Genomic DNA, 13,768 nt, shown 5'->3' with positions numbered 1-13,768 from the left:
AATTTATCTACCAACTTTTTTTACTCAATAACCCGGATTCTGCGGGAACTTCGGCCCTTCCACCACCCGGTCAATTTGCGCCTGAGGAATGGGACGCAGCATGTGAAAATCCTGAATATTGGTAGCCGCTTCCGGATTCCAGGCTTTCACGCGTCGCACCAGCGAACGCGTCCGGACCAGGTCATGCCACCGTTGCCATTCGCCAAAGAGTTCGCGGGTGCGCTCGTCCAGGATAAAGTCAACCGTTACATCGGCCGCTGTAATGGTCATGGCCGTTGCGGCAGCCGCGTTCTGAGCCGCCGTGTTGGTTTTCCGGAAAGCCGCGCGTTGCCGAACCGTATTCAGCATTGCAGCCGCTTTCGTCGCATCGCCCGCTTTCAGGTAGGCTTCGGCCCCGGTCAGGTACACATCAGCAAAACGGTAGAGCACGCAGGGGCGGGTCGACGGATCGTTGAAGTTGGCACCCCGGCTGGGGTCCATGAATTTCTTCAGCGCCGGAAAAATGCCGTTATCCCACAAGCTGGGCGGTACGACCAGCCCTTTGAAAGGCCGTGTACCGATGAACTGTGGCGCACCTTCTACCTCAAAGTCGGGCAACCAAACGGCCGTATCCGCACCCACCACGGTGGTATAACCGATTCCGCGTTTGTTGTTGGCGGCCGTAGCGGTGTTGGTAACGGCAGTATTGGAAATGTAAACTGTATAGAACGAATTGATAAACCGTGAATCGACATTCCGATTCGTAAACGCCTGATCCAGAAAGTAGTTCTTGCCGGCATTGGGGCCTGACGGCCATTTGTAGCTGTTCGGGCGCATCCGGGTATAAGGCCGGCCATACTGCGAATCCCGGATCATCAACGAGGTTCCACTATTCACGTAGGCCCCCGCAGCGCTTTTGTAGGAATTGATACCGGTGTTGTTGGGGTAATTCCAGTTGGTAAACCAGGGCGTCAGATTTTGAGCGGCACCACCACTGGCCCCACTACCCACAGTATAGTAGCCAAATTTCGGGTCGAGTACGTGATCGCTGACAAACATGGTTTCTTTGCCATAGTCGTTAGCCGGGACAAACGCATCGCCATAATCCTGCCATAGATCGAGACCATACGTTGCTTTATTGGCAATGATGTCTGCACAAATGGTGGCCGCCTGCGTAAAATCAGCCGCCGTATTGTTGAGCCAGCCCCGGGTCAGATACGCCTTGGCCAGCAGCAGTTGCGCCACCGGTTTCGTAGCGGCTTTCCCCAGAAATGGGGCGGTTGGCTGGTTGGGCAAATCGGTGGCCGCTTCAGTCAGGTCCTTGATAATTAATTCATACACCTGAGCAACCGGCTGGCGGGAAGCGGCCTGCGAGGGAACTGTAATAAATTCGGTACTCAGTGGCACATCGCCATAGGTTTGCACCAGATAAAAGTACCAGAACGCCCGCAAAAATTTGGCCTGTGCCAGGTACTGCTTGCGGGTAGCCTCCGGCAAATCGATCGTCTGGCCGTATTGGAGGACGCCGTTCAGCGTGTTAATATCCTGAAAAGCAATGCTCCAGGCTGAGCCGAAGTTGCTGCTGTTCAGGCCGTTGTACGTATAGGTCGGAGAGCCTCCGCTGCTGGCTCCCTGCAAAAACTCATCGGTTCCGGCCTGCATTTCGACCGTAAACCCTTCGGTGCCCCACTGGCCCCGAATGTCGTTGTAGACCCCGGCAATACCGCCCAATACCCCCGACGGACTGTTGAAATAGGAAGGAACAATCTGTGATTGGGGATTCTCTTCTAATATTTTTTCGCAGCCCGTGTTGAGCAATGCGGTTAGGCCAATGATGGACCAGATTTTTATCGTTTTCATGGTTCGATCCAGGATTAGAATTTAAAGTTTACCCCCAGCGTAAATTGCCGTACGGGCGGGTTGTTCAGGTTGACGGAAATCTGACGCTCCGGCGTTCCGCGCTCGCTGGCCCCCTGCGGGTTCAGGGTCGCCGAACCACTCGCGTAGCTGTTGCCTTCCGGATCAACGGCCAGATTGTCTTTTACTAGTGGCGAATACAGGATCAGCGGATTGGTGGCGTTGAAATAAACCCGGGCGGAGTTCATGCCGATTTTCCGGATCAACTGACTGGAAAAGGTATAGCCCAGGTTGATGCTTCGGACTTTAATGAACGAACCGTCGTAGTAGCCCAGCGTGGAGCCGAAATAGGCGACCGCACTACCGGCATCCGGTGCGGGGAAGGCATTGGTCGGGTTGGTTTCGGTCCAGTAATCGGTTTTCACCTGATTGACCCGTCCCTGGTTGAAGAAAGCAAAACCGCCCGAACCCGTAGAATTCCCTGTCAGATACGGTACGATCACCTTCATGCCCATCCGGGCAAAGGTTACGATAGACATATCAAAGTTTTTGAAGCTGAACCGGTTGGTGATGCCGCCTTCCCAGGCCGGCTGGAAATTGCCCAGAATCTGCCGGTCAGCCGCATCAATCTTCCCATCACCATTCAGATCTTCCACCCGGATCTGGCCGGGAAACTGCGTGGGAGAGGTTTGTTTGGCCAGCGTGCCATCTTCTTTGTCCGAGGTTTGCCAGATACCGATTTTTTTGTAGTCGAAAATGACCGAAAGCGGTTGTCCCACAAACCACCCTGCCCCCAAATTGGCGAGTTCGGTCGGCGTCGTAAGCTGCGTAATTTTCTCCCGGTTGAAGAAATATGTCACATCGGCGCTCCAGTTGAAGCCTTTCGGGTTTCTGAAAATCTCGAACGTCAGCGCGGTTTCCAGTCCCTTGCCTTCCGTGCGGCCCAGGTTTTTCAGGGTCGAACCGGCTCCGTTGCTCGGTGGCAGCGGAACAGACAGCAGAATGTCTTTCGTTTGCTGGTGATACCAATCCACCGAACCCGTAATGCGGTTATTCAGGAAGCCAAAGTCAACACCGATATCCACCTGCGAGGTCGACTGCCAACCCAGACCGGTTGCCGGCAGACTGGTCACCGTGTAGGCCAACTGCTGGCCGGCGGTTCCCGTACCGAAATTGTAATACCCGGCCGACAACGCACCCAGCGTCGCATAGGCCCCCACGTTTCGATTTCCAGACAAACCCCAGCTACCCCGTAGTTTCAGGTTCGAGATGAACGGGGCACCTTTCATAAATCCCTCCTCGATAATATTCCAGCCAGCGCCAATTGCCGGATAATTAAAATACTGGTTACCAGGCGATAAAGTAGAAGAACCATCGCGTCTCAGCGTCAGAGTCAACAGATAGCGGTCATTGTAGCTGTAATTCACCCGACCCATGTAGGAAAGCAGACCGGTTTCGGAAAACGAGTTACCGAAGTCCGAGTTGGCAACCGGCGTTCCGGAAGCCAGCGAGAAATTAGACGTCTTGATGTAATCGGCCGGAACCCCGGTGATCGTAAACCGGCTGCCCAGGGAGTGGTTTTTCGTAATTTCATACAGCCCGGTGACGCCTACTTTATGTTTCCCAAACGTCTTGTCATAATATAGCAAGTGCTGAAGATTGATGTCCCAGTACTCGGTATTGCTGATTTCGGCATTGGACGACGACTGAACCGTGGCGCTGTTAAAATAGGTCAGTGGGCCATTGTAGCCATTGTAGTTCGACTGGCTGAAGTTCAACCCGGCATTCATCCGATACCGCAGGCCGGGCAGAATATTTACCTCGGCGTATAAGCTGTTAAAAGTTCGCAAGGCCCGCGTACGGCCCAGATACGAATCTTTCTTGGTCAGGATTGTTAACGGGCTCACCCCGGCGGCATCGATGGAGCCTTCGGCCGGGAACAGGTTGACGGAACCGTCGGCATTGTAAGGTGCTGCCAGTGGCGTTTGCCGCACCAAACCGCCCGGAATACCGCCACCACCCGGCGTGTTCGTATAGGTCAGCGTATTCAAGGTGTTCAAACCAATCTTGATGTGCTTGCCAATCCGCTGGTCGACCGTCGCCCGAATGGTGTAGCGTTCAAACTTTTGACTGGGAATGATGCCGGTTTCATTGAAATACCCCAGACCCAGCGAATACTGCGTATTTTCAACCCCGCCGACCATGCTCAACTGGTGGTTGGTGTTGAAACCGGGTCTATAAATTAAATCCTGCCAGTCGGTTGACACACCGGCGGCCAGGGCATCTTTTTCTTTCTGGGTCAGCGGATAAGCGGTTGTGCCGGGACTGGTGCGGTTGTATTTGGTCGCATCGTCTTTAAACCGGGCATATTCCGGCCCATTCATGACGTTAAATTTGCCCATGATGTTGGTCACCCCATGATAGCCATCGTAGCTGAATACCGGTTTTCCGACTTTACCCCGTTTGGTGGTAATCAGAATGACGCCCCCCGATCCCCGCGACCCGTAAATGGCCGTTGCCGAAGCATCTTTCAGAATTTCGAGACTGGCGATGTCATCGGGGTTGATGTCATTGAGTCCGCCGAAGGGGATTCCATCGACCACCACCAGCGGGCCATCCAGCCCGTCGCTCGACCCGGAACTCGTCGTCAGCGTCCGGTTTCCCCGAATCCGGATTTGCCCCTGAGCACCCGGCGTAGAGCCGTTGCTAATGATGGAAACCCCAGCCGCCCGGCCTTTCAACTGATTCACCAGGTTGGGTGCCGGAACCTCTTTCAGTGTGGTTTCATTCACCGAAACCACCGAACCCGTCACATCGCGTTTCCGCTGAACGCCATAGCCCACCACCACGACCTCCTCCAGCGTTTTATCATCTGCAGCCAAAACGACATTGACAACCGTTTGGCTCCCAACGGTTACTTCCCTGGTGGTATAACCGATGTAGGAAAAAATGAGAACCGTGCCATTGGCCGACGGCACCGAAAGCCGGTAATCACCATTGCCGTCGGTGGTGGTTCCCCGCGTAACCGACTTGATCTGAATCGTTACGCCCGGCAACCCTTCCCCGTTTTCAGCCGTAACCTTCCCCGTGATTTGTACATCCTGGACGGTCTCGACGTCGTTCTCGCCGGAAAGTTTGCCCTGGAGCGGCCCAGGTGGCGTCGACATTCTTTTGAGCACAATCTGCTGATTGACGATCTCGTAGCTGACATTCAGTGGCGTAAGGATCTGGTTTAGAACCACATGAAGCTGCTCATTCTTAGCCTGGTAAGAGATTTTTCGTTTGGATTGAATAATCTCCCGGCTGAACAGAAACTGCACATCGGCCTGTTCTTCGATGCGTTTAATCACGGTCTCGACGTCCTGATTTTTGGCGGAGAGACTGATTCGTCGGTTCAGGATTTCCTGGCCCCGCACATCGAACGCTACGCTGATGTGAATGAAGGCGAGCGCAAGCAATAGTTGTAGGCTTGAAAATTTCATAATCCTGACCCAAGCATTGCGGTTTATAGAATAGGAATGCATAAGTTTGCGTGCTTTGTTGTTCTTCAATTAGTTAGGAATGGCAAAAGTGTTCCCGACCCCTCTCGAAAAGGGATAATGTGTGGTGGAACGCACATGATTTGGGAAGCGTACAGGCGATGGTGTTGGAAGCACTATCGCCTATTTCTGGCAGGAAAGAGATGGGTTTCTAGTTCATGTTACCTGGCTTTGGTTAAGAGTTAAAAAATCAATTACAACCCTGGCTGTGGATGACCACCTGATTGTCTACCAGTTCAAAAGTAGAAGCCGTCGTTAAGCAGATGAGCCGAACTTTTTCAAGGAAAGGCACATCATTGAGTTGTCCGGTAAAGGTGCAGTTTTTCAGCAGGCTCCGGTCATAGTGAATGGGCATGTGGTAACTCGCTTCCAACTGATCAAAGATCTCCGTAACGGGCGTGTAATTGAACGCAAATGGTTGAGCCAGCGGGGCAGATGGCGGTTCTTTCTCCAAAAAGTGTTCGTGCCGGACCAGCTTCTCCGCACTGGCATTCAGCCGAAGTTCTTCGTTTACGGTTAGCAAGACGGTTTTTCCCGGCGATTTAACGGAAGAAACCGCAACTTTACCCGTTTTCACTTTGACAAACGCCGTAGACTCCTTATCAAAAGACCGTACCTGAAAACAGGTTCCCAGCACTTTGGTCGTTAGGTTGGAGGTGTAAACGATGAACGGTTTCGCCGGATTTTTGGCCACTTCAAAAAAGCCTTCACCCTGAAGATACACTTCCCGAACCGCTGAATGCGTCTGTTTGCGAAACCGGATCTGGCTATCGGGCGACAGCAAAACCGACGAGTTATCGGGCAACACAACCACCAGCGACTGCTCCGTACCATTCTTCACCAGTTTCCAGTCATCCCCACTTACCGGCTGTTTTTCCTGCCTGCTGATCAAGCGGCCTGTCTGGAAGACGGGTTGATCCAATTGCCACCAGACCAGCAAAATCACCACGGCCGCTGCGGTTGCCCAGCGCCCCCAGCGTCCGCGAAAGAGCGGTTTGATAACCGGGGAAGAGTCTGGCAATTGATCCAGAATTTCGTCCGCTTTCTCTTTGGCCTGTTTCCGCGAAGGCACCGCGGTTTTGCCCTGAATGGCCAGAAAAGTAGCCACGGCCTGCTCGTAGAGTTCCCGTTTATCCGGATTCTGAGCCAGCCACACCCGCCAAAAAGCCTGATCTTCCGGTTGTTTTTCCAGCATCCAGCGCCGGAAAGCGTCGCTTTCCAGGAAATCCTCAACGGTCGAAAAACGTTCGAAAGGAAAGTGCATTGGTACTATTCGGCTGTTTTTATTGATAGTATGAAGACTTGGCGCGCCGATACCCTCCTCAAAGCGAATTTTTTTGAGAAAAAATACAAAATCTCACGGCCATAGCTGGACAAACCACCGATTGCGAAGTTTGCCGAGTGCTTTTTGCAAAAAATTGGAGACCGATTGCCGGTTTACGTGCATCACTTCGGCAATCTCGGGGATGGATAAATTCTCGTAATAGCGCAGATACAGTGCCTCCCGTTCACGGGCGGGTAAGGTAGCCAGTTGATCCTGAATGGTCTTTGTCATACCAGCCAGTGATTCCTGACGAATCAGTAAGGTTTCGGAATCTACTTCGTCAATTCCGGAGTTGTCCCAATCCAACTCTTCGAATTTCCAGCGTTTCTGAACCCGTAAATACTGAAGGATGTGGTTCCGGAGGGCCTTCAATAGATAGTGCCTGATGCAGTCCGTCTCATTGATCTGCAAGCGGTTTTGCCAGAGTTGCAGAAAAAGCTCCTGAATACAATCTTCAACCACGGCTTCATCCACCATAAATTTCAGCCCATAGTGTTTCAGCGCGCCATAATAGCACTCGACCAACCGGCCCAAGGCCTGTTTTTCTCCCTCACGAAAGGATTGCCATAACGCTTGATCCTGGGCCTGAGAAGTCATGGAGCTTACTGGAATAAAGACTGATAAAGCACAAAACGGGTTAGCTGAATCGTACTGTGGCGACCTCACCCGTATCACGTGTCAAATTTCCCACAGGAGATTTCCAGTCGATCCGGGAACTCCGGTAAATCATCCGATGGTGAGCAGCCCCATCCTGTTGAAGCGGAAAATTTAGCATGAGTAAAAGGTGTCGTACGAACGTAATTTAATAACTGTAAAGTTGACGTTTATTTTTTAATTGTCAATAAGACAATTAATGTTTTTGAAAAAAAATTTTCTTATTGGCACGAATAATAGAATTATACCAAGTTTTCCCGGGCGGCTATACAACGAATTGGGAATACCGTTCAACCGGCAGCAGCAGGCTGGTGACGCGTTTCGTCCTCCATTTTGCCGTAAAAAAATCCTCACTTCCGCTAGCTGCTTCTTTAGAATCGACAGGACAAATGCCGTAATAGATTTTACCTATGTAAATATAGAATTTATCGATTGGTATTATTTCTCCCAATAACATAATTTTATCCCGCTGCACCCAATCCGGTGCAGGCATCTATCGATTTAACACAGAACGTATCGAAATGGAAAAAGGATCAAACGACATCAGCAAGTGCCCGGTTCACAATGGCAGTCTGAAACACAACGTGGGCGGTGGTGGCACCCGAAACCGTGATTGGTGGCCCAACCAGTTGAAGCTCAACATCCTGCGTCAGCACTCGTCCTTATCCGACCCGATGGGTGAAGATTTCAACTATGCCGAAGCCTTCAAAAGCCTCGACCTTGAAGCCGTAAAAAGCGACCTTCACGCCCTCATGACCGACTCACAGGACTGGTGGCCGGCCGACTTCGGACATTATGGCCCTTTGTTCATCCGCATGGCCTGGCACAGCGCCGGAACCTACCGCGTGGGCGATGGCCGGGGTGGTGCCGGTGCCGGACAACAACGTTTTGCTCCATTGAATAGCTGGCCCGATAACGTGAGCCTCGATAAAGCGCGCCGGTTGCTTTGGCCCATCAAACAGAAATATGGCCGCAGCCTTTCCTGGGCCGATTTGATGATTCTTACCGGTAATGTGGCCCTCGAATCGATGGGTTTCAAAACCTTTGGTTTTGCCGGCGGACGGGCCGATGTCTGGGAGCCGGATGAAGACGTCTACTGGGGTGCCGAAACCACCTGGCTGGGCAACGACCACCGCTACGCCGATGGTTCGCCCGGGGTTGCAGACAATGGTGTCGTGTCATCGGACGAAGATCCGGGGCGCAACATTCATTCCCGCAACCTGGAAAAACCGCTCGGTGCCGCCCACATGGGCCTGATCTACGTCAATCCGGAAGGTCCCGATGGCAATCCGGATCCCGTAGCGGCCGCAAGAGACATTCGCGAAACCTTCGGCCGTATGGCCATGAATGACGAAGAAACCGTTGCCCTGATCGCCGGTGGGCACAGCTTCGGTAAAACCCACGGCGCTGCCACTTCCGAGCACGTAGGCAAAGAGCCGGAAGCTGCCGATCTGGAATCGCAGGGATTTGGCTGGAGCAACAGCTATGGTTCCGGCAAAGGGGCCGACACGATTACCAGCGGGCTGGAAGTCATCTGGACGAAAACACCGACCCAGTGGAGCAATAATTTCTTCGAAAACCTGCTGGGCTTTGAGTGGGAATTGACGAAAAGCCCGGGTGGTGCGCACCAATGGGTGGCGAAAGACGCCGGGAACATTATTCCCGATGCGTATGACCCCTCCAAAAAGCATGCACCAACCATGCTGACGACCGACCTCGCACTGAAGTTCGATCCAGCTTACGAAAAAATATCCCGCCGTTTTCTGGAAAACCCCGACGCCTTTGCCGACGCTTTTGCCCGGGCCTGGTTTAAATTAACCCACCGCGATATGGGCCCACGCGCCCGGTATCTGGGCCCTGATGTGCCGGCCGAAGTATTGATCTGGCAAGACCCCATTCCGGCGGTAGACCATGCCCTGATCGACGAAAATGACATAGCGGCCTTGAAAGCGAATATATTAGCCTCCGGTCTGAGCGTATCGGAACTGGTTTCCACCGCCTGGGCTTCGGCTTCTACCTTCCGGGGTTCCGACAAACGCGGGGGTGCCAATGGCGCCCGCATTCGCCTGGCTCCCCAAAAAGACTGGAAGGTCAACAACCCCGTGCAGTTGCAAAAAGTGCTGGGTATTCTGGAAAGCATTCAGCAGGAATTTAACGGGACGCAGTCGGACGGCAAAAAAGTTTCGCTGGCCGATGTGATCGTACTGGCCGGTTGCGCGGGTGTTGAAAAAGCAGCGAACGATGCCGGACACCCCATCACCGTTCCTTTCACCGCGGGTCGCATGGATGCGTCGCAGGAACAAACCGACGTGGAATCGGTAGGGTATCTGGAACCGGTTGCCGACGGTTTCCGCAACTACCGCAAAGCAAAATTCCCGGCTTCTACGGAAGAGTTGCTGATCGACAAGGCGCAATTGCTCACCCTGACGGCCCCTGAGTTAACCGTGCTGGTGGGCGGGATGCGGGTCCTGAACACCAATTTCGATGGTTCCAAAAACGGTGTGTTTACGCATTCCCCGGGCAAGCTTACCACCGATTTTTTTGTCAACCTGCTCGACATGAACACTGCGTGGAAAGCCATGTCCGAAGACCGGGAATTGTATTTGGGCAGCGATCGGAGTAGCGGTCAACCCAAATGGACCGCCACCCGTGCCGATCTGGTGTTTGGCTCCAACTCCGAACTGAGAGCCATTGCCGAGGTCTACGGCAGTGCCGATGCGCAGGGCAAATTTGTCAGGGACTTTGTTGCGGCCTGGAACAAAGTGATGAACCTGGACCGGTTTGATCTAGCCTGATCAAAGTCGTAACGTTTCGGAAAAGCCCGTCTCAGGTGATCTGAGACGGGCTTTTCTAATTCTCTACCCCAACTTTACTTGCCCAATTCGTATACAGACGGAGCCGTTCCTGCGGTTTTTCACCGGCCAAATCATGCATTTCGATGTATCAAACTGATCGGTTTGAGCGGTTTTAATCGGCTTAGGATAAGAGGGTAGCAATTCCTCCTTCACCTGATTGCTTGGGTCTTCATCGGTATTCGGAACATCTTCAGGAAAATCCTTTAGTTTTTCATTGGGGAGAGGGGAAGGTCCGTAGGGGGCTATAGCGCTTGTAGGTTTCAAAGATTTCCCCGTTGCTCCCCATTCGGGGGTCGTTGGTTTCGGTCAGGTAGGATTTCAGCCGGGTGCTCAGGGCTTGCCGGATTTTCTGGTGGGTAGGCTTTCCGGCCAGATTGGTGAGGCAAGCCGGGTCTTTCACAATATCATATAATTCTTCCTCCGGCCGTTTGTCAACAGCCCAGTGAAAATAAGGAGCCACCTCCGGCTTTTGTCGCTGTAAAAAAATATAGGATTCGTTAAAATCATCGATATCGAAATACGCATGGTCCATCTTGCCCAGTTTCCCCTGCTCGTCATACACCTGCGGATCGCCGGCCGGCCAGCGGTCCGGTTTTACATTCCAGATGTACAGATGGGTCCGGGTCCGGATGCAGCGTTGCGGATAGCCCAGGTTGTTCCAGCGGGAAGACGAATGCCGTTCCCGGGAAGCATAGACGGCATCGCGGCTTTTGTCGACGATCCCCTGCCCCGAACTGGTCAGAATGTTCAATAAGCTGCGTCCGCGGATGTCTCCGGCATCAAAAGGAACACCGGCCGCTTCCAGGAACGTCGGGGCCAGGTCCATCAGGCTCACCGGGTCCGCTACGGTTCGGTTCCCCTTGACGCGGTTTCCCCAGCGGATTGCCAGTGGCAAATGGATGCCATACTCATACACATTGGCTTTGGCCCGGGGAAAAGGCATCCCGTTGTCGGAGGTAACAACGATCAGGGTGTTGTCCAGTTCACCGGCCTCTTCCAGCATTTTGATGATTCGCCCCAGATGGCGGTCATACCACTGGATCTCATAGAGGTAGTCCAGCAGATCGGACTTGATTGCCGGATGGTCGGGTAAAAAACCGGGAACCTGTACCTTCGTCATATCCATGCCGCTTTGTTTCCCGATTCCGGTCGGATAGCGCCGATGGGGCTCCTGGGCACCGAACCAAAAGCAAAAGGGCTTCCCGGCGGGTTTGTCGGCAAGAAATTTATTAAAATTGGCCGCATAATCGTTCGTACTGATGCCTTTGGGGGCTTCCATCGTTTGCCCGTTGAAAGCGGGTCCTGCCGGATTCCGGGAACGTCCGGATACTTTGAAGTCACCCGGCCCCCAGCCCTTTCCGGTAAATCCGATGAAATAGCCCACTTCTTCAAGCCGGTCCGGATAGGTTTTCAGCGACGCTGAAAAAGAACTGGCATGTGTACCGGCGTGTTCGAGTTGCCAGCAGTTTTTTCCCGTCAGAATGGCCGCACGTGAAGGGCTGCAGCCCGGCGATGCCGAAAAAGCATTGGTAAAAAGTACGCCCTCGCGCGCAATCCGGTCGAAGGCGGGCGTACTGACGGCTTTGTAGCCATAAGCAGAAGCATGTGGATAGGACTGATCGTCGGAAATAACGAAAAGGATGTTTGGTTTTCGCTCTTCGGTCAACGGATTCGCGTTCCCGGCACTTCCCGGTGCTGATTGGGTGCCGGAAAACAGTATAACAGAGAGCGTGAGAAGGCCGGCAAGTTTAGCCAATGGATTTAATGAAACGGGTATCATACGGTCTGATTTATGCGGTGAACGGAAAGGCCACTGAACGAGCTTGAAAATTGTCCGGTAATCAACGCTTTGCATAACCCGGATTCTGTTCGAGAACGGCTCCGGTATTCCGCTCAATTTCGCTGTACGGGATGGGAAACAGGTTATTGTGGGGCTCGACATCTACCCCAAATTTGGCGGCTGTCGGGTGGCCGTTGCAATATTTCCGGGTTCGTTCATAAAGCAATCCCAGGCGGTTTAGGGTCAGTCGTCGCTTCTCTTCGACACCCAGTTCCCGCATTCGCTCATCGAGAATATACTCAATCGTGACACTTCCAGCGGCAACCGGTTTGGCATTGGCCCGGGCGCGAACCACATTGATGTCGGCAGCCGCGCTGGCCAGATCTCCTTTACCCAGATGGGCTTCAGCCCGCAGGAGATACGTCTCCGCCAGTCGGATAAAGTACTGATCGCTGTAGGTGGTACCGGCCGCTGAACCGTTCAGGGTTTTTAAAACCGGATCAATAAACAGCTCGGCGGGATGTTGGCCCGGCGTTGTCACCTTCGACTGGTACGGGTAGAAATTTCGAATGGTGTCGTCCAGTGTTTTGCGGAAAGTAGCCCGGAACTCCGAGAGTTTTTTGCCGTACCAGACGGACGCCGGATTATTGAATTTTACATCCCGGACAAAATTGTATTCCGAGTTACGCATATCATTCCAGTCATCTTTCCAGATTCCATAGTTGAGATGGTTGGTACCCCTTAGCCGGCCAATTCCCCGGCCACCGGTATAGTCCGAAACGGCCAGTTGTAAAAATGGATAAACACCCGTAGGGTCTTTATAGGTAAAGCTATACGGCCGGGGAGCATGGTCCCGTTCCAGCATGGGTCCAGCCAGGGCCGAGGACCGCACCACGCCCCCCAGTACATCCACTTCGTATTGGAACACCCATATGCCTTCGGTGTTGCCCGCACTTCGATTCTGGTTATACCGGCGGAAAAGGTCCCAATAGACATCGCCCGGTTCTTTTGCCAACGACCCAAACCGTTGTTTCATCAGGGCCAGATTCGAATTGGTAATGACAGCCGTGGCGGCTTTCACCGCATCGTCGTACCGCTTTAAACAAACATACGATTCGGCGAGCAGGTGGTTGGCCGCCTGAACCGATACCTTGCCGTCTTTTACCTGGTTGATGTTGGGCAGGTTCGCTGCGGCAAACTCCAGGTCAGTAGCAGCCTGCTGGTAAACTTGCTCCCGACTCGAACGCGTATAATTCGTTTTGGGCGAACTGACCTCTTCCAGTTCAATGGGCACTCCACCGTATAAATGAGCCAGATTCCGGTAAGCCAGTCCCCTGAACAAGCGGGTTTCTGCCTCTACGGCGGTTTTTTCAGTCTGGCTCAGGGACGATTTCTGCATCCGATTCAGAATGATGTTGGCACTCGAAATGATCTTGTAATACTGCTGCCAGTGAAACAGGGCCACTTCTGATATGGGAGTTAGCGTGGCGGGATAGCTGCCAAACCGCTCATTCAACTGCTGCGCACCATTGTAGCCAATGTCAGTACCATAGACATAATCCAGCGGCCGGAACTCTCCACTCGACAGGGTTCCCCGGGTCAGGTCGTAGAGTGAATTGATGGCTGAATTGAAATCGCCGATGCTAATGAAGGAGTTTTCGGGACTGGCAAAATCCAGTGGCACTTCCTTTAAAATCTCCTTTTCATCGCAACTAAACAGCAACAACGTAAAGATTATCAAAACTTTATGAATAGCGGATATGAATTTCATCACAATAAA

The 13,768-nt window shown here is 52.9% G+C and carries 7 protein-coding genes; 1 reads left to right on the top strand and 6 read right to left on the bottom strand.

Going from position 1 to position 13,768, the window contains the following annotated elements; genetic code table 11:
- Positions 1-24: 24 nt before the first annotated feature.
- From DUE52_RS17150 to DUE52_RS17135, 4 genes are all read right to left on the bottom strand, one after another.
- On the bottom strand, positions 25-1,839 hold the full coding sequence (locus tag DUE52_RS17150) for a RagB/SusD family nutrient uptake outer membrane protein (protein WP_114407244.1): 1,815 nt from the start codon (positions 1,837-1,839) through the stop codon (positions 25-27).
- Between the two features lie 14 nt (positions 1,840-1,853).
- Entirely contained in the window at positions 1,854-5,318 is a 3,465-nt protein-coding gene (locus DUE52_RS17145) for a TonB-dependent receptor (RefSeq protein ID WP_114407243.1), read from the bottom strand.
- 247 nt (positions 5,319-5,565) lie between these two features.
- Positions 5,566-6,639 carry a FecR family protein gene (locus tag DUE52_RS17140; RefSeq protein WP_114407242.1) on the bottom strand — a complete coding sequence of 358 codons (1,074 nt, stop codon included), beginning with the start codon at positions 6,637-6,639 and terminating at the stop codon, positions 5,566-5,568.
- Positions 6,640-6,732: 93 nt separating this feature from the next.
- The gene (locus DUE52_RS17135) at positions 6,733-7,296 is read right to left on the bottom strand and encodes an RNA polymerase sigma factor (RefSeq protein WP_114407241.1); all 564 of its coding nucleotides are present in this window, start codon (positions 7,294-7,296) and stop codon (positions 6,733-6,735) included.
- A 578-nt stretch (positions 7,297-7,874) separates the two neighbouring features.
- Here DUE52_RS17135 and katG point away from each other — a divergent pair.
- A complete protein-coding gene (gene katG / locus DUE52_RS17125) occupies positions 7,875-10,148 on the top strand; it encodes a catalase/peroxidase HPI (protein ID WP_114407239.1) in 2,274 nt (757 codons plus the stop codon).
- A gap of 271 nt (positions 10,149-10,419) precedes the next feature.
- Here katG and DUE52_RS17120 read toward each other — a convergent pair whose 3' ends face one another.
- Both DUE52_RS17120 and DUE52_RS17115 read right to left on the bottom strand, forming a co-directional pair.
- Complete coding sequence (locus tag DUE52_RS17120; protein WP_229312203.1) at positions 10,420-11,964, bottom strand: sulfatase family protein; 1,545 nt, start codon at positions 11,962-11,964, stop codon at positions 10,420-10,422.
- An 85-nt stretch (positions 11,965-12,049) separates the two neighbouring features.
- Positions 12,050-13,759: a RagB/SusD family nutrient uptake outer membrane protein gene (locus DUE52_RS17115; RefSeq protein ID WP_114407238.1), complete on the bottom strand. Its 1,710-nt coding sequence runs from the start codon at positions 13,757-13,759 to the stop codon at positions 12,050-12,052.
- Positions 13,760-13,768 lie beyond the last annotated feature (9 nt).

It is taken from the genome of Larkinella punicea, assembly GCF_003334855.1.
Classification (GTDB): domain Bacteria; phylum Bacteroidota; class Bacteroidia; order Cytophagales; family Spirosomataceae; genus Larkinella; species Larkinella punicea.
The sequence above is the reverse complement of the archived record's forward strand: the minus strand, read 5'-3'. Positions and strand labels throughout refer to the sequence as shown.

What these genes read in the sequence shown, in the direction of transcription:
- DUE52_RS17150 (WP_114407244.1), bottom strand. Translation starts at nt 1,839, where the DNA reads ATGAAAACGATAAAAATCTGGTCCATCATTGGCCTAACCGCATTGCTC.
- DUE52_RS17145 (WP_114407243.1), bottom strand. Translation starts at nt 5,318, where the DNA reads ATGAAATTTTCAAGCCTACAACTATTGCTTGCGCTCGCCTTCATTCAC.
- DUE52_RS17140 (WP_114407242.1), bottom strand. Translation starts at nt 6,639, where the DNA reads ATGCACTTTCCTTTCGAACGTTTTTCGACCGTTGAGGATTTCCTGGAA.
- DUE52_RS17135 (WP_114407241.1), bottom strand. Translation starts at nt 7,296, where the DNA reads ATGACTTCTCAGGCCCAGGATCAAGCGTTATGGCAATCCTTTCGTGAG.
- katG (WP_114407239.1), top strand. Translation starts at nt 7,875, where the DNA reads ATGGAAAAAGGATCAAACGACATCAGCAAGTGCCCGGTTCACAATGGC.
- DUE52_RS17115 (WP_114407238.1), bottom strand. Translation starts at nt 13,759, where the DNA reads ATGAAATTCATATCCGCTATTCATAAAGTTTTGATAATCTTTACGTTG.